This is a genomic window from Paraburkholderia sp. 2C (assembly GCF_054589215.1).
Window position 1 is genome coordinate 637,325 of sequence record NZ_BAAILL010000032.1, and the last position, 15,326, is coordinate 652,650.

The 15,326-nt window shown below is 60.4% G+C and carries 14 protein-coding genes; 10 read left to right on the forward strand and 4 right to left on the reverse strand.

Translation table 11 applies throughout. From position 1 onward, the window contains the following. Positions 1-354: 354 nt before the first annotated feature. Entirely contained in the window at positions 355-3,549 is a 3,195-nt protein-coding gene (locus ACYPXD_RS11095) for a multidrug efflux RND transporter permease subunit (protein WP_459710781.1), read from the forward strand. A 269-nt stretch (positions 3,550-3,818) separates the two neighbouring features. On the opposite strand, the gene ACYPXD_RS11100 is transcribed toward ACYPXD_RS11095, so the two are convergent. After that, positions 3,819-4,793, reverse strand: coding sequence for a LysR family transcriptional regulator (locus ACYPXD_RS11100; protein ID WP_459710783.1), 975 nt, complete (start codon positions 4,791-4,793; stop codon positions 3,819-3,821). A gap of 129 nt (positions 4,794-4,922) precedes the next feature. Next, complete coding sequence (locus tag ACYPXD_RS11105) at positions 4,923-5,726, reverse strand: HTD2 family dehydratase (protein ID WP_459710785.1); 804 nt, start codon at positions 5,724-5,726, stop codon at positions 4,923-4,925. 198 nt (positions 5,727-5,924) lie between these two features. Between ACYPXD_RS11105 and ACYPXD_RS11110 the strand changes: the two genes are divergently transcribed. The 8 genes from ACYPXD_RS11110 (at position 5,925) to rpsU (ending at position 12,463) form a co-directional block, all read left to right on the forward strand. Next, positions 5,925-6,911 carry a LysR substrate-binding domain-containing protein gene (locus ACYPXD_RS11110; RefSeq protein WP_459710787.1) on the forward strand — a complete coding sequence of 329 codons (987 nt, stop codon included), beginning with the start codon at positions 5,925-5,927 and terminating at the stop codon, positions 6,909-6,911. A 240-nt stretch (positions 6,912-7,151) separates the two neighbouring features. Further along, on the forward strand, positions 7,152-8,231 hold the full coding sequence (locus ACYPXD_RS11115; protein ID WP_459710790.1) for an HlyD family secretion protein: 1,080 nt from the start codon (positions 7,152-7,154) through the stop codon (positions 8,229-8,231). Positions 8,232-8,243: 12 nt separating this feature from the next. Continuing rightward, entirely contained in the window at positions 8,244-9,371 is a 1,128-nt protein-coding gene (locus tag ACYPXD_RS11120; protein ID WP_459710792.1) for an FUSC family protein, read from the forward strand. After that, positions 9,361-10,854: an efflux transporter outer membrane subunit gene (locus tag ACYPXD_RS11125; protein ID WP_459710794.1), complete on the forward strand. Its 1,494-nt coding sequence runs from the start codon at positions 9,361-9,363 to the stop codon at positions 10,852-10,854. Before ACYPXD_RS11120 ends, ACYPXD_RS11125 begins: the two co-directional genes overlap by 11 nt. 414 nt (positions 10,855-11,268) lie before the next feature. Next, entirely contained in the window at positions 11,269-11,559 is a 291-nt protein-coding gene (locus ACYPXD_RS11130; RefSeq protein WP_459710796.1) for a hypothetical protein, read from the forward strand. Positions 11,560-11,576: 17 nt separating this feature from the next. Then, complete coding sequence (locus ACYPXD_RS11135; RefSeq protein ID WP_459710799.1) at positions 11,577-11,807, forward strand: hypothetical protein; 231 nt, start codon at positions 11,577-11,579, stop codon at positions 11,805-11,807. A 64-nt stretch (positions 11,808-11,871) separates the two neighbouring features. Further along, on the forward strand, positions 11,872-12,174 hold the full coding sequence (locus tag ACYPXD_RS11140; RefSeq protein WP_459710802.1) for a hypothetical protein: 303 nt from the start codon (positions 11,872-11,874) through the stop codon (positions 12,172-12,174). A gap of 76 nt (positions 12,175-12,250) precedes the next feature. Continuing rightward, positions 12,251-12,463, forward strand: a complete 213-nt coding sequence (gene rpsU / locus ACYPXD_RS11145) for a 30S ribosomal protein S21 (protein WP_459710804.1) — start codon at positions 12,251-12,253, stop codon at positions 12,461-12,463. Between the two features lie 17 nt (positions 12,464-12,480). On the opposite strand, the gene ACYPXD_RS11150 is transcribed toward rpsU, so the two are convergent. Both ACYPXD_RS11150 and ACYPXD_RS11155 read right to left on the reverse strand, forming a co-directional pair. Continuing rightward, positions 12,481-13,617, reverse strand: coding sequence for an MFS transporter (locus tag ACYPXD_RS11150; protein WP_459710807.1), 1,137 nt, complete (start codon positions 13,615-13,617; stop codon positions 12,481-12,483). A 48-nt stretch (positions 13,618-13,665) separates the two neighbouring features. Further along, positions 13,666-14,445 (reverse strand): DeoR/GlpR family DNA-binding transcription regulator, encoded by a 780-nt coding sequence (locus ACYPXD_RS11155; protein WP_459710809.1) that lies wholly within the window; start codon positions 14,443-14,445, stop codon positions 13,666-13,668. Positions 14,446-14,624: 179 nt separating this feature from the next. Here ACYPXD_RS11155 and ACYPXD_RS11160 point away from each other — a divergent pair, with 179 nt between their 5' ends. Continuing rightward, a complete protein-coding gene (locus tag ACYPXD_RS11160) occupies positions 14,625-14,945 on the forward strand; it encodes a hypothetical protein (protein WP_459710811.1) in 321 nt (106 codons plus the stop codon). Positions 14,946-15,326: the final 381 nt, after the last annotated feature.

Consider the following 15,326-nt stretch of genomic DNA (forward strand, 5'->3'; position numbering starts at 1 on the left):
TCGACTTTGCATCGCTAAGCGGGCAGTTCTAACGCTCCGCAGCCCGACGCCGGTCAGATTGTGACGGACTGCGGGTCGAACGAACCGTTGTGCATGCAACTATCTGCAACACATCCCGCGACCATCTTCCGACACGACGCATCAGAACATCACCGTAGATAGAGCGCAAAAATGCCGCACGCATATTGCTATGGCCGAACGACATATCCATTAAAAACCCGCAACCGGAAAATTATTGCCTGGCCTGTTGAACTTGCGATTTGACAACTTCATCATCGCGTTCTCGGTGAAGAACAATAAGGTCCGTCGCAGCGGACCACCGCAACCAAGACCAAAAGATGAGTTGAATTCCGCGTGCCCAATTTCTTTATCGATCGCCCCGTGTTTGCATGGATCGTCGCACTGGCCATTGTGTTTGCTGGCGCGCTGGCGATTTCGCAGTTGCCTGTCGCCCAGTATCCGCGGCTCGCGCCCACTCGCATCATTATCGACGCGACCTATCCGGGCGCGATCACCGAAACGGTCGATGAAACTGTCGGGAGCATCATCGAGGAGAGCCTCGATGGCGCAGAGGGTATGCTCTACTACGAGACATCGAGCGACAGTCTCGGTGAACTCGAGATCATCGCGACCTTCGCGCCGGGCACCAACCCGGACATTGCGCTCGTCGATGTGCAAAATCGCATCAAGCAGGTGGAGACTCGCCTGCCGAGTCAGGTTGTGCAGCAAGGCATCAACGTCTTCAAATCGGCCAACACATTCCTGATGCTCGTCGCGTTGACATCGGCTGACGGCTCGCGCGATCCCGCTGAATTGAGCGATTACCTGAGCCGCTACGTGATGCGTGAACTGAAGCGCACGCCGGGCGTCGGTTCCGCGCAGCTTTGGGATGCGGACGAAGCATTGCGTATCTGGCTCGATCCGATGAAGCTGCGCGAGTATGGCCTTGCCGCCGCCGACGTCAATGCGGCGATCACCACGCAGAACGCCGCGGTCACTGCCGGGACGATCGGCGATACGCCGCTGGTCGACGGCCAGCCGCTAACGGCGTCGGTCAGTCTGAAGGGTCAGTTGATTTCGCCTGACGAGTTCGGGCAGATCGTATTGAAGGCCAAAACCGATGGCAGCGCGGTACACCTGTCGGATGTGGCGCGAATCGAAATAGGCCGGGACAACTATGCATTCTGGTCGCGCCTGAATGGCAAGCCGGCTGCGGCGGTGGGCATCCAGCTCGGCCCGCGCGGCAATGCGCTCGAAACATCCGGACTGATTCGCGCGAAGCTGGCCGAACTGTCGAAGCAGTTGCCACCGGGCATGTCGATCGAGATTCCGTTCGACAATGCGCATTTCGTCCATGTGGCGATCCACGAAGTCGTCATCACGCTGTGCGAAGCGGTGGTGCTGGTGTTCCTCGTGATGTGGCTGTTTCTGCGCAATCTGCGCTATGCGCTGGTGCCGACCGTTGTGATTCCCGTCACGTTGATGGGCGCATTTGGTGCGATGTACGCGTGCGGGCTGTCGATCAACACGTTTACAATGCTGGGGCTCGTGCTGGCGATCGGCATTCTGGTCGACGACGCGATCGTGGTGGTCGAAAGCGTCCATCGTGTGATGGCGGAGGAGGACCTGTCGCCACGCGCGGCGACGCGCAAGTCGATGGTGCAGATCAGCGGCGCGCTCATCGGGGTCGCCGCGGTTCTGACCGCTGTGTTCGTCCCGATGGCATTTTTTCCCGGCGGGGTCGGCGGCATCTACAGGCAGTTCGCGATCGCGATGATTGCATCAATGCTGGTGTCGTCGTTTATGGCGCTGTCGTTGACACCCGCATTGTGCGCGAACCTGTTGAAGACAACGTCAACCACTCATGGGCGCACAACGGCGAGCGTAGCGATGCGCTCGTTCCCGACTCGCGCCGCGGATGGCTTCGAGAGAAGCGTCGACCAGGCATCGCGCCATTACCGCTTGATGACCTCGCGCATCTTGCGGCGCGTGGGCCCGATGCTCATGCTTTATGCGGGTCTTGTGGTGGTCTGTGCGCTGATGGTTTGGCGCATGCCTGGCGGGTTTTTACCGGCAGAAGATCAAGGCCAGTTGCAGGTCATGATCCAGTTGCCGGCGGGCGCCACTCAGGCGCGCACACTGGCTGTCGTCAAACGTGTTGAGCAGATACTGAGCCGCCAGCCCGAGATTTCGAATGTGACCAGCGTGATGGGCTGGAGCTTTTCCGGCAGCGGCCAGAATGTTGCGATGGCCTTTGTCGAGTTGAAGGAGTGGGACAAGCGCGACCTCGACGCGCGTGTGTTGCGCGACAGATTGAGCCGCGAGTTCGACAGGATTCTCGACGGCAATGTCGAAGTGCAGTTGCCGCCCTCTGTCCCGGGGCTGGGTCACTCGGATGGTTTTGTGTTCCGCCTGGAAGACCGCGGCGGTCTTGGCCGCACGGCACTGACGAACGCGCGCGAGCAACTCGCCGCGCAGGCGAAAGCAGACCCGGTGCTTGCCTCGGTGCACTTCGAGGATCTGCCCGATGCGCCGCGTGTGGCGATCGACGTCGATCGGGCGAAGGCCTACGCGTTCGGTGTGCCTTTCGAACGGATCGCGGATGTGCTGGGAGACACGTTCGGCTCGTCGTATGTCGACGACTTCCCTGCAGGCGGCCGCATGCGGCGCGTGATTGTGGCAGGCCAGGCGTCATCGCGGATGAGCGCCGACGATCTGCTCAGTCTGTCGGTGCCCAATCAATCCGGCGCGATGGTATCGCTCTCCGCGCTGGCCACGCTGCGCTGGGCGAAAGGGCCGGTCGTGCTGAACCGGTACGATGGGTATCCTTCTCTCGACATCAACGGGCGGGCGGCGTCCGGTCATCAGTCGGGCGAGGCGCTGGAAGAAATGGAGCGGCTTGCCGCGGCGTTGCCTCGTGGATTTGCCTTTGACTGGGTCGACGCGGCGCGTGAGGAGTCTGGTGCGACGCGCCAGACTTCACTGCTGATCGGTTTGTCGCTTGTTGCGGTGTTTATGGTGCTCGCGGCGTTGTACGAAAGCTGGGTGGTGCCGCTCGCGGTCATGATGGTCATTCCGCTGGGCGTCGCGGGTGCCATTGCCGCGGTGCTGATGCGTGGGATATCGAACGACATCTATTTCAAACTGGGGCTCATCACGGTAATCGGTCTGTCGGCCAAGAATGCCATCCTGATCGTGCAATTTGCGCGCGACCTGCATGGCCGCGGCATCCCCCTGAAGCGGGCGATCGTGGAAGCCTCGGCGATGCGGTTTCGTCCGATCGTGATGACGTCGATGGCGTTTTTGCTGGGGGTGATGCCTCTGATGGTGTCCAGTGGCGCGGGCGCTGAAAGCCGGCATTCGATAGGGACCAGCGTGTTCGGCGGCGTCATTACCGCGACGCTGCTAGGACTGGTGTTCACCCCGTTGGCGTTCTACTGCATGGTTCGGGTGACTAGCCTGCGCCCGAGGCATGTGCAGGAAGCCTATTCGGACGATAAGGATGCGCGCATGGTGCTTTGGCGCGAGGGGGAAAAGGAGCGTTTGTAATTCAAGTGTTGAACCGAACGTACGTGCACGGAGGGGTACGTTCGATCGGACTCGACGACGCCGCATATGGATTGCACCATGCGCCGGACCAAAGCATCGCTAATCTACCGTCGCACGAAAAAACCTGCGGGCCGTATGGCAGAGCACCGAGAGGCCGACTTTTTGGCGAGCTGTCGGCGCCGCAGACGCGGGAATTTTCAACACTATCGGCCATGAACGGCCATTCGCGCCTGCTCACAGGCTGATATTCGAGTTCGGATCCAATCGAGCTACGCCATCGTTTCTTTGCTCTGCGCGCTCGCAGGCTGGACGCGTGCAAACTTTCTCAATTCAAGCTTTTCCGGTGCGAGCGTTGCGGGAATTTCTTCCCGCAGAAAATCAAGCCACGTGCGTATCTTGGCGTCGAGATACTGTCGCGACGAGTAAAGCGCAAACACCGACTTCTCGTTCGATGTGTACTCGGGAAGCAGCCACTCGAAGTCGCCGCGACGGATTCCCTCTATCGCCGAGTAGATTGGTATGAGCGCCAGCCCCATTCCTTCGCGGATCGCTACCGCCATGCCTTCCGATGTGTTGACCTGAAAGGGAGGTTCACCTGGCGAGATCGACTCCTGTCCTTTCGGACCGTCGAAAGTCCATTTATCCGCCGGCAAGTTCGAGGTGTTGAGTGACAGGCATTTGTGAGTCGCCAGATCCGCGGGACGGCTCGGCGTACCATACTTTTCAAGGTATGCGGAAGATGCGCACACAATACTGAACACGCTGCCGAGCCGCTGCGACACAAAAGCGGAATCCGGGAGTTCCTTTGCGAGGACAAGCGATACATCATGGCCTTCATCCAGCAACGAGGGTACGTTCTGGGCCAGAGTCAGATCGACTTGCACGTCCGGGTAACGCTTCTGATAGCGTCCCGCAGCTGCTATAACGTAGTGTTGCCCAAACCCTGTAGCGGCATGCACTTTTAATTTTCCGCTGGGCTTTGCCAGGGCGACCTTGGCTTCCGCCTCCGCTTCATCCAGAAACATCAGGATCTGCTCGCATTTTTGCTGGTAGCGCTGACCGGCTTCCGTCAAGGCAATACGGCGTGTCGTCCGATTCAGTAATCTCGTTCGCAGATGTGCCTCAAGGTGTGACACCGCGCGCGATACCTGTCCCACTGTGATATTCATGCGCTGCGCTGCGGCCGTAAAGCTTTCCACTTCGGCAACGCGAAGAAATATGCGCATGCTCTTTAAGATGTCCATTTCTCATACTTCCAATCATAGATAACGCAGGTTTAACTGCAGCGCGCAACGGGAAGGTCAGCCAGTATGTGTCCGTGTGTCGAGAAATCTTCCTGGTAACCTTTGTGCCTCGTCGGTCCCAGTCATCCGTCACGCGAGTCTTGCGTGAGCGGTCATGGCAAGCCATCCATCCTGATCCGCACACCAGAGTTCGACGCTGCGTCCGTCCTTCGAAGGTTGTCCGTACAACGTTAGCGTGCTGCCCGGAAAGGTCGGCTTCGTGGCCCGGAATTCGAACTTTTCTACGCCCACGTACGGCATGTTCCGGTGCACCACGTCAATAAGCAGCGTTGCGAGCAGGGGGCCCTGCGCAACGAGATCACAATATCGCTCGACTTGCGTGGCATACGGCTTGTCGTCGTGAATTCGATGGCTATTGAAGGTAAGCGACGAATAACGGAAAAGCAGCCGCTCCGACAGTTCCACACGTCGTTGCCACATCCCGCCCACAGGCGCCCTTGTCGAAGCGGGTTCAAACTCGCAGGGTTGGGCCGGCTCGCGATAGATGAGGTCTTCCTCTTCTTCGATGAGAACGCCCTGCACACCTGAAAATTCGTGTTTAAGTGTGACGAGTGCACGGTCCCCGATTCTGCCAGCTGTGCTCTTTGCGTCGAGAACTTGCGAACTGCGTTTCGCAGTCTCGCCAAACTCGAAAAGGGCGTGAAAGCGTAGCCGCCCCCCGATCGACATCCGGCCAGTGAGGCCAGGATCACGCAACGAGCGTCCAGCAAGCGGCCAGAAGTAAAGCCAATGCCAAAGTTCGGGCAGGACATCTCCCATGGCCGGCCGGCTTTCATGATCGAGCGTCGCGCTAAGCGCCGCAGCGGGCGCAAGGCTGATCACGTCTTCGACGACGTGCGTCTGCTCGTCAACGTTCGCGATTGAAAGGTCCACAAGTTCTCCTTGCCTCGGGTGGTGATGATCGCCACTGGGATGGAGTTCAATGTAGGGCAAGCAACCTTGGCCCGGAAATACCAATTCGCTCCGGGCGGCATAGGAATATCCGATGGCGTCTTCTGACGGGCGGACGTACCGTTCTCAAATCATTGGCATAGGCCCATACTATGGCGTCGTCACTGGCGCGCTCCCCATATGGACGTCCGACAACTACGTTATTTCGTTAGCATCGTTGACCTCGGGAGTATCGGCAAAGCCGCAGAGGATCTGTTCGTCGCGCAGCCTTCCCTAAGCCAGCAGATGGCGCGCCTCGAGGAGGAGTTCGGCCTTCCCCTGTTGCTGCGAAGCTCGAGGGGTGTGAAGCCGACTGCGGCCGGGCAGGCGCTCTATCGGCATGCGCGCATTGTTCTGAGGCAAATGGAGCAACTGCGGCAGGAGGTCCGGAGCGGCGCTGGAGCCGAGTCAGGAACGGTCGCGGTCGGGCTTCCGGCCACCATGGCGGCCATGCTGGCCATGCCTCTGTTCGAACGCGTGCAGGAACGTTACCCGGGCATACGTTTGCAGCTGTTCGAGAGCATGAGCGGGTACATCAATGAACTGCTGGTCAATGGCCGGCTCGATCTGGCGATCCTGTTCCGCGAATCCGAAACACCAGGCGTGACGGCCTTTCCGATTCTTGACGAAAATCTCTACGTCCTCGGAGAGCCCGGCCGCGCCGTTTCTCCGCGCTCAACGACGTGTCCGCTCGCGAAACTCGCCGGAGTCAAAATGGTCGCTCCGGGGGCGGCGAGCGGACTAAGGCTTTTGCTCGAACGCACGTTCTCACGCCAGGGCGTCGAACTCAACATCGTGGCGGACATCGACTCCCTGCCGGCTCTCATTGCAATCGCCCAGTCAGGGGCGGCATGCACGATTCTTCCCACCTCTGCAATGGGTCAACCCGGTTCAGGGCCGCGCCCCGCGATGCGACGCGTGATCGAGCCGTCCATCATGCGACCGGCGAGTATCTGCTGGTCGAGCGCGTCGCCCCTGAATTCGGCCACTAATGTGGTGCGACGGACGTTGACGGAGCTTATCCGTGAGCTCGCGCGCGACCCTCAATGGCCCGGAGTCGAGGTTAGATCGCAGAGCACGGCAAGCGAATCAGGCGCACCACCGGATCACGATACCCAATCGGCATGAACGGGTCCGCGTCATCGTTGCGCGCGTGATCGTTCGGTCTCCGCATTGCACTAAACAAATCGCTTCGAGCTCGTTAGCGCGCAATTGAATTGCCGCCTTTGCCCACGAATCTGCGCCGACTCTCCGTCGACATAGGCTAAGCCTATCCGCACCATACTGAAGCCGTACTTACGCTCGAAAGCGCAGAACGCTATGTTGTTGTCGACGACATCGAATGTCAGCACAACAACCGAGCAAATCATGAAGGACCCAAAGCAACATGACGATCAATCCCCGGTTGCCGGCACACAAGGAAAGCGTGAGCCCGCCAGCCAACCGGCAGCGGCGCCCGTCAGGAAACCGGCGCAAGCGACGTATCGCCGACGAGCCTTGCTGTTCATCGTGGCAATCGGACTCGCCGTGGGAATCTGGTGGGGAGCGGGCTACCTGTTTGCGTACACGGACGACGCCTATCTGTCTTCCGACGTCGTCTCGATTGCGCCAGAGGTCGCAGGTCCGATCGAATCGGTCGCGGTGAAGGATAACGAGCGGGTGACGCGCGGACAACTGCTGTTCACCATCGACCCTGAGCCTTTTGCAATTGAACTGCAGCAGGCGAGAGCGAATGAGTCACAGGCAATGGCGCAACTTCCGGTTGACCAGGCCGAATACGAAAACCTGCAGGCGCAGGTCCAGTCGGCCGACGCTGCGGTAAAGCTTGCGGCGATGAACGTGAACCGCGAAGCGCCGCTGGGCGAGTCGGGCTATCTCCCCGCGCAGGCCCTCGACAAGACACGCAACGCACTCGCGGAGGCCACGGCGCAACGCGAGGCCTCGCGCGCAAGGTTGCGCAAGGCGGCCGAAACGCTGCGGCTGCACCGGGCGTCGGTCGAGTCCGCGCGAGCCACACGGATCTTCCATGAGTGGCGCGAGAGCCGAACGCGCGTCGTGGCGCCCGTCGACGGTTATGTGACCCATCTCACGCTTCAACGGGGCGACATGGCACAGCCCGGCCACGCAGTCGCGGCGGTCGTCGATGCGAGGTCATGGCACATCATCGCGAATTACAAGGAATACTACCTACGCCACATGGTGCCGGGCCATGCGGCGTGGATCTGGCTTGACAGTCATCCCTGGCGGCTCTACCGCGCCCACATTCAAGGCGTGGCACACGGCATCGGCCGTGCGCGGGGTGGCGAGGATCTCGTGCCTTATGTGTCGCCGACCGTGAACTGGATCCGTCTGCAACGACGCGTTCCCGTGCGCCTGACGCTGATCGATCCTCCGGATGACGCCGCGCTGTACATGGGCACCGATGCACGCGTGCTGGTGGTCTATTGAGGGGAAGCTTTCATGGACACGACACCTGTGATCAACATGCTGGCCACCATTCCTGGCGCGATCGTTCGCGAGCTGCGCTCGATGACGCTTCATGGTCCCCGGGCGCGCGAAGCAACCCAGGCTATCTGCTCCGTGTTGCTTGCCGTGGCCGTCGCGACGGCATTGCATCTCGACGATCTGTCATGGGCCGCGTTCAGCGGCTATATGGTGATGCGAGGCGACATCACGCAGACTCTCCCGCGAGGGTTGAACCGGATTGCGGGCACGGTCGGCGGTGCCGCACTGGGACTTTTGCTGGCCCCCGTGGCGGCGGATGACGCCGTCCTGATGATGGCGATTCTGCTGGTTGTATCGTGGATCGGCGTTTTCGGCGCACTGAAGAGCCGGTACAGCTACGCCTGGGTCTTTGTGGGCATCACGGCCGGTCTGATCCTGACCGATGCGCTTTCTGCTCCCGACACGGTATGGCACTTTGCGCTCACCCGTGTGACCGAGATCACGGTCGGGACGAGTTCATGCATTCTCGTCGCGTGCCTTTTCCAGAGGGCCGACCCGTCGGACGACGTCATGACGATGGCGCCTCCCCCCTCAACGCCCCGGATGCAGAGGCTGCGTGCCGTATGCACCGAGGAGTGGTTACGCGAACACTGGCCGCTTATCGTTCACAGTACACGCGCCGCGCTTGCCGTGGCAGCCTTACCTCTGGTGTGGAGATGCTTCGGCGTACAGCATTTTGCGCAAACGGCCGTCACTTCGTACGCGCTGATGATTGTGCCGGCCTCGGTGGTGCGGGGAGCACCAAACCAGCCCGTCTACGAGCGAGTGGTACACCGCATATGCGGATGTGTGCTTGGCAGCACGATCGCCCTTGGATGCATCCATCTGCTTGGCGGCGACCTTGTTGTTGAAGCGCTGGTGGTGAGCGCGGCCATCTGGATTGGCAATCATATCCAGAATGGGCGTGAACGCATTGGTTATCTGGGCACGCAATTCACATTAGCTTTCCTGATTACCATCATTCAGGGGCCCGGTCCGGTTACGGACATTGATCCAGGACTCGAGCGGTTGCTGGGAATTGTGATCGGTTCGACCATGCTCGGCTTGATGCTTACCCTGTGGCCCGCCAGTCATGATGAATAGTCTATTTAACGCACTGTGCGCGTTCGAGTGCCTCAACCTCGTCATGCGCCGCGTCGGGCTGTCCATCATGCTCGTCGCGCTTGGCGCATGTGCTGCTGTTGGCTCCGACTATGTCAGTCCAGAGAATCCGTCGCAACAGGCCTACATCCAGCACGAGCCCCAGACGATCAGCGGGGTCACGGGAGAGCCACCTCAGACGTTGCGCGATGCGGTCGAAGTCAAACGCGACTGGTGGACACTGCTGGGCTCGCCTGAACTCGACAGAACCGTGCATCTGGCGATCGCCGGGAACTGGTCGATCAAGGCTGCACAGGCAAGGCTGAAGCGATCCAGTGAAATGGTACGTGTCGCGCGCGGAGGCCTTTATCCGCAAATCGATGTCGGCGCCAATGCGCTGCGGCAGAAATTGGAGGCGACCGAGTTGGGCCCTCAGGCGTTCGGGTTCCCTGTGTTTTCCGCGTTTTCAACGGCAGCGGTATTCAGCTACGAGCCCGACGTTTTTGGTCGAACACGGCGGCGCATCGAGCAGGTTGCCGCCGACGAGGAGGTGCAACGGCAGGCGCTGAACGCTGCCCATCTTGATGTGGCTCATGCGACCGTTACGTTGGCGCTGCAGATTGCGGCCAGTCAGGCGTTGATCGCCGCCACGCGAGATATCATCGCGTCGGACCAGCGCACGCTCGATCTCGTTCGTTCGGCCCGCGCGGCAGGCGTGGCGTCGGACCGGGATGTGACGGCCGCGCAAGCACAACTCGATCAGGACCGCACTCCCCTGGGGACGCTCCAGCAGCAGCTCGACGCGGCGCGAGATTCACTCGCCGTGCTCGTCGGGAAGGTGCCGGTCGACTGGGCTCCCCCAGACTTTGCACTCGAGCGCCTGACCTTGCCCGACGATCTCCCGCTGGTCGTGCCGTCGGAACTCGTCCGGGACCGGCCGGATATCCGCGCCGCGCAAGCCCAACTGCATGCCGCAAGCGCTGCGGCGGGCGTTGCGACCGCCGATCTTTACCCGCGCTTCAATCTGACTGCGACGGTGGGGGCTAGCGGTCTGATGGGCGGTCCGGTTGCGGCTGCCTGGAGCCTGGTCGGCGGTGTCGCCGCGCCGGTATTTCATGGCGGTGCACTCAAGGCGCAAAAGCGCGGAGCGGAAGACGCCTACGACGCGGCCTTTGCGCAATACCAGGAAACAGTCCTGCAGGCATTCGCGCAGGTAGCGCAGACCCTGCATGCGCTCTCGAACGACGCTGATTCCGTGCAGACCCGGCAGCAGTCGCTTGCATCCGCGGATACAGCGCTCGCTCTTGCGCGCCGTGGATATAACGGCGGCACCTTAGGCATTGTGCAATTGCTGGATGCGCAACGAGTGCAACAACTCGCGACGCTGGAACTCGTGAAGGCCAGAACGCAACGCTTTTCGGACACGATTGAACTATTCATTGTTTCCGGTGGTGGAGTTACGCAGTCACCCTCTACGGAGCTTTAGAACCTTGTCATCGCCACACACGTTGCGCCAAGGTCCGATTTGGCAAGCTCTATTAAGGTAAAAGCGAAAGCAACACTTTGTCGATGCAGCGCCAGCCTCCCTGCACTTCCGAAAGTGATCACTTCCCGCACCCGCAGCCATTCCGAAGAATCTGACGCAATTACCGGAAATAAGCAGTAAATGCCCCGGCAAGAGCGCGGTAAAAAACGGCTGTACAAGCACGAGGAAGCGCGTACCATGTCTGTGTCTCCCCGTACCCGCGCTCGCCTCAGCGTTCTGCCAGCGCAAACATGAGCGCCCGCCACGTCTGTCCACCAGCGGCGCGCCGAAAACTTCCCCGGTGACTCGACCGTTACGGTCCTCATCAGCCCTTCCCGCCTCACCACACCGCGAAACCGCGGAAACAAGGTACTCATGCAAGCTGCCCGCTACCACTATAAAGGGCTGGAACTCCAGCCACTTGTATTTCCCCGCCAGCGCACGAAGCCCGGTTTTAGCCACAGCTACGACGAAGGATTCGACGCTGCCGTCCGTATCAAGGAATCAGGGCTCGAGGCGGAGCAAGCGCGCAGCCGCGTCTTTATGCTCCCCGCCGAGCAGCCGTTTCAAAGCAGCGGTGACGCAAGGCGCGCATCAACTGCTTACGCCGAACATCTGATCGACTCGTGCCCGCCGGGCAAGACAATCTGGGACAGCGCAGCGTGAACGTATGGAGAGATCCCATGCACCTCAATTCCTCGATTTTCCAGATCGACCCGACGCCGCGCCGGGCCGACGGCGAATACATGGCTCACGTCAGAATTAGCCGTAATCACGAGGGTGACGGCAAGCAGGACATTCACGAAAGCGGCGATCTCGCGGGTTTCGACATGCGCGAGGACGCCATCCGATTCGCCACCGATTGGGCGATGGAATGGCTTGAACGACGCTACGGCCAGCGTGAAGAAGCGTGAAGCGACGTACCTGTCGGCGTCTGCCCGGCGGGCCGGATAACTCTACGCTTTGCAAAGGGGCAGCATGACGACGAACGAGTCATTGTTGAGTCTGGCGGAATATCTCGACCTTTCACGCAACGTCGGTGAGAGCGTGATCATGATGCAGGCATGCAACGACGCTTGTGCGATGTATGTCGGCAACGCTGCGAAGGCCCAAAACTTACTGATCTTCCACGGATCGATTGCGGTAGCCCTTGCCGATGAAATCCTCCGGCGCACCCGGATCGGTCGCAATCAGCTGGAAATCGCCGGGCAGATTTACCGCTTCGTGCGCAGCGTGACCCATTTCGAGGACCGCGGCGCTGTCGTTTTTGCTCCGACCTAGCGCCTGCCTGGGTTCGATCGACCATTCCCGCGTTTTTCATCGCGTTTTTCATCGCGTTTTTCACATAAGGAGCCCGATGACTACAGTCACGTTGCGACCCAACGAACCCATGGAGATCGCGCTGCGTCGATTCCGGCGATCGATCGATAATGCTGGACTCCTGAAAGAACTTCGCGCGCGCACCGCCTTCGAAAAGCCGACCGCTCGACGCAAGCGCAAAAAGGCCGCCGCCGTGGCGAGACAGCAAAAGCGAATCCGTCGATCGCTACCGCCCAGGAAGCTGTACTAGCCGCTTTAACTTTTGATTTACGCCCGGGCAGTTGTCACCCTGCGTGCGCAACAAGGCACGAGAAAGAGCAGCCCGGCTAATACCCAGAATGCCCCGGGCAATCCAACGTGATTGGCGACGAAGCCGAGTCCTGCCGGACCTAGAAGATTCCCCGCGTAGCCGGTAGTCGTGATCGCTGCGACGGCAAGCGCGGATGGCATCGCACGTTGCGCGCCCGCTTTGCGAAACAACACCGGCACGATATTCGAAGCGCCCAGACCGACCAGCAGAAAACCCGACATTGCCACGACCGATACTGTTGCGGTCAACAAGATAACGAAGCCAACCGTAGCGAGCACGCCGCCCCAGAACACCACGATGCGATCGCCGACGCGCGCCGTGATTGCGTCACCACTGAAGCGGCCCATGGTCATCGCGATCGAGAACAGCATATAGCCCACTCCGCCGCGAGCGGCATCGACTAGCCCTTTTCCGGTAATGAGCAAGGCGCTCCAGTCGAGCAGCGCGCCTTCAACCAGAAACGTGATCGCAGTGAGCGCGGCCAGCAGCAGCACTACACCATGTGGCATGACGAATAGAGGCGCGCCATTCTCCTGGGCCGTATCGAGTAACCGTGGTTGCGCGATCACGATTGCGGCGAACATCAGGACAGCACAGAACACCGTGCTCGCGAGCGTTCCGATTTGTATCGAAAGCAGAAGCGTCATTACCGTCGAGCCGAAGAATCCACCGACGCTGAATAACGCGTGAAACCCCGACATCAACGGGCGCGCTTCCATGCGTTCGACTTCGATCGCGTGGACATTCATCGCGACGTCGAGCGAGCCGAGGCACGCGCCGAAGGCGAGCAAGGCGATGGCCAGCGTAAGCGGTGTACTGACCACGGTCAGAAACGGAAGAATCATCGCGAGGCCGATGCCTCCTGCTGCGATAACGGGTTTGCTCCCGTATCGCGCACTCATCGCACCGGTGAATACCATCGCAATCACCGAGCCCAGGCCGAGGCAAAGCAGCAGCATGCCAAGCACACCGTCATTGGCGCCAATTCGATCCTTGGCGAACGGCACGAGCGGCGCCCAGCACGCCACGCCGAAACCGGCCACAAGGAACGCGAGACGCGTGGCAAACCGGGCTGCCGGCTGATCTGAAGTCATTTCACTCGATATGTTCATTGTCTGTTTGCAGCGGGCTGCGCCGCGCATCTACAGGTCGGCCGACATGGCGACCAGGATCTTTGGGCCGGCCTTCGATAGAGACGTACGCTCTGCACGAGGCAAGTCGTGTTCGACGACGACGCATCCGATCGTTCCAATGGCCGCGACGCGATGAGACGCGCGGGCCGTTAATTTGTCGGTCGTTGCCAGAACCGCGCTGTGCGCGCTAGCCGCGAGGACCGCGCGTTTGAAGGTGGCGTCGGCGAGATTGAACGCGCTGATACCGCCTTTCGAAGATAGGGCGCACGAACCGATAAAGCACCGGTCGATATTCATCTGCGCGACGCTCTGCACCGCGCTGGCATCGACGCATCCGCCAACTGCCGGATCGACGGCGCCTCCGATCATGATCAGTTGCAGGTCGCCGCGATGAAGAACAGCGGCCGCGATGTCGACGGAATTGGTGGCGACGGTGATCTCGCTGTCCTCCGGCAGCACCTCGACGAGCGCGAGATTCGTGCTGCCGCTGTCGAGGAACACAAGTTCGCCCGGCTGGATCAGCGGCACAGCAGCACGGGCCAACGCCATTTTCCGTTCGCGTGCCTCGATCATGCGGGCCGTCATGGGAGCCGACGCGGACGTGATGGGCAACGCACCTCCGTAAACCCTGCGGCACAGCCCTTCCGCAGCGAGCGCACGAAGATCGCGGCGGATCGCGTCTTCGGAAATACTGAATTCGACGGCGAGCGTAGCCGCTACGACCGGCTGGCCTTGGGCGAGCCGACGGGCAATTTCGTCGCGCCGCGCGAGGGGGACATTGTCGTTCATGGGCACATCTTACTGTGCACAATCACGAATGTAAACGTGCATGATCGTGCATCATCGAACGTGGCGAATTAGGGAGGTCTGCAGATGAAAGTGCGCGGCACGGCGGTTGCTCGTCTTCGTCGTTAAGCAAGCGATGTTCGCTTGCGTAGAAATTTCAATCCAATTAAGGAGGACGGATCATGAACAAGGCAACCCGCATATTGATCGCGGCCACCGCCGCATTCGCGCTGTCAGGCGGCGCTTACGCACAGTCGGCCGGCGGCGGAGGCGGCGCTGGCTCGTCGAGCGGCAGCACGGCCAGCCCGTCGAACCAGATGAACGGCGCGACGAACAGCTACGGCACGCCAGGCTCGACCAATTCGGATAGCGGTGCAATGACCAAGAAGCCGAACTCGGGCCTGCCGAGCTCGAACAATGGGGCAGAGGCTGTCACCCCTCCTCCCACGAGCAATAACACGCTCGCGACCCCGAGTGTAAAGTCGCCGGCCGCTACGCAATAAAGGCAGGTAAGGGAGGGTAACGAGGTGGCATGAAATGCCACCCTGTTGCAAGAGAGGCCGCTGACCGTCAGGACAGCGGCCTTTTGTTTGCCTAAGCGGACGAGCGCGTTCCGAGCGCTTGAACGTCAATCACACAACTGAAAATCATCGAGATCCTGACGCGAATAGTTACGCGTATCGGCTCCACTCCATTGAAAAGTTTTGTCAATTTTCGACAAATGGGATGGACGCCGCGCTGTCTGGAGATTAGCTTCTTCGTGCCGATTGATACGGGACGATGTGACTCTCACGCCCCTTCTGAATATGCCCCGTGACACGCGGGACATTTCTGCCTCAATGCAGGCTCCCTGAGATATGCCCTAAACGAAATCGACGTTGAGA

What these genes read in the sequence shown, in the direction of transcription:
- ACYPXD_RS11130 (WP_459710796.1), top strand. Translation starts at nt 11,269, where the DNA reads ATGCAAGCTGCCCGCTACCACTATAAAGGGCTGGAACTCCAGCCACTT.
- ACYPXD_RS11125 (WP_459710794.1), top strand. Translation starts at nt 9,361, where the DNA reads ATGATGAATAGTCTATTTAACGCACTGTGCGCGTTCGAGTGCCTCAAC.
- ACYPXD_RS11160 (WP_459710811.1), top strand. Translation starts at nt 14,625, where the DNA reads ATGAACAAGGCAACCCGCATATTGATCGCGGCCACCGCCGCATTCGCG.
- ACYPXD_RS11140 (WP_459710802.1), top strand. Translation starts at nt 11,872, where the DNA reads ATGACGACGAACGAGTCATTGTTGAGTCTGGCGGAATATCTCGACCTT.
- ACYPXD_RS11155 (WP_459710809.1), bottom strand. Translation starts at nt 14,445, where the DNA reads ATGAACGACAATGTCCCCCTCGCGCGGCGCGACGAAATTGCCCGTCGG.
- ACYPXD_RS11135 (WP_459710799.1), top strand. Translation starts at nt 11,577, where the DNA reads ATGCACCTCAATTCCTCGATTTTCCAGATCGACCCGACGCCGCGCCGG.
- ACYPXD_RS11150 (WP_459710807.1), bottom strand. Translation starts at nt 13,617, where the DNA reads ATGACTTCAGATCAGCCGGCAGCCCGGTTTGCCACGCGTCTCGCGTTC.
- ACYPXD_RS11120 (WP_459710792.1), top strand. Translation starts at nt 8,244, where the DNA reads ATGGACACGACACCTGTGATCAACATGCTGGCCACCATTCCTGGCGCG.
- rpsU (WP_459710804.1), top strand. Translation starts at nt 12,251, where the DNA reads ATGACTACAGTCACGTTGCGACCCAACGAACCCATGGAGATCGCGCTG.
- ACYPXD_RS11115 (WP_459710790.1), top strand. Translation starts at nt 7,152, where the DNA reads ATGAAGGACCCAAAGCAACATGACGATCAATCCCCGGTTGCCGGCACA.
- ACYPXD_RS11100 (WP_459710783.1), bottom strand. Translation starts at nt 4,793, where the DNA reads ATGGACATCTTAAAGAGCATGCGCATATTTCTTCGCGTTGCCGAAGTG.
- ACYPXD_RS11110 (WP_459710787.1), top strand. Translation starts at nt 5,925, where the DNA reads ATGGACGTCCGACAACTACGTTATTTCGTTAGCATCGTTGACCTCGGG.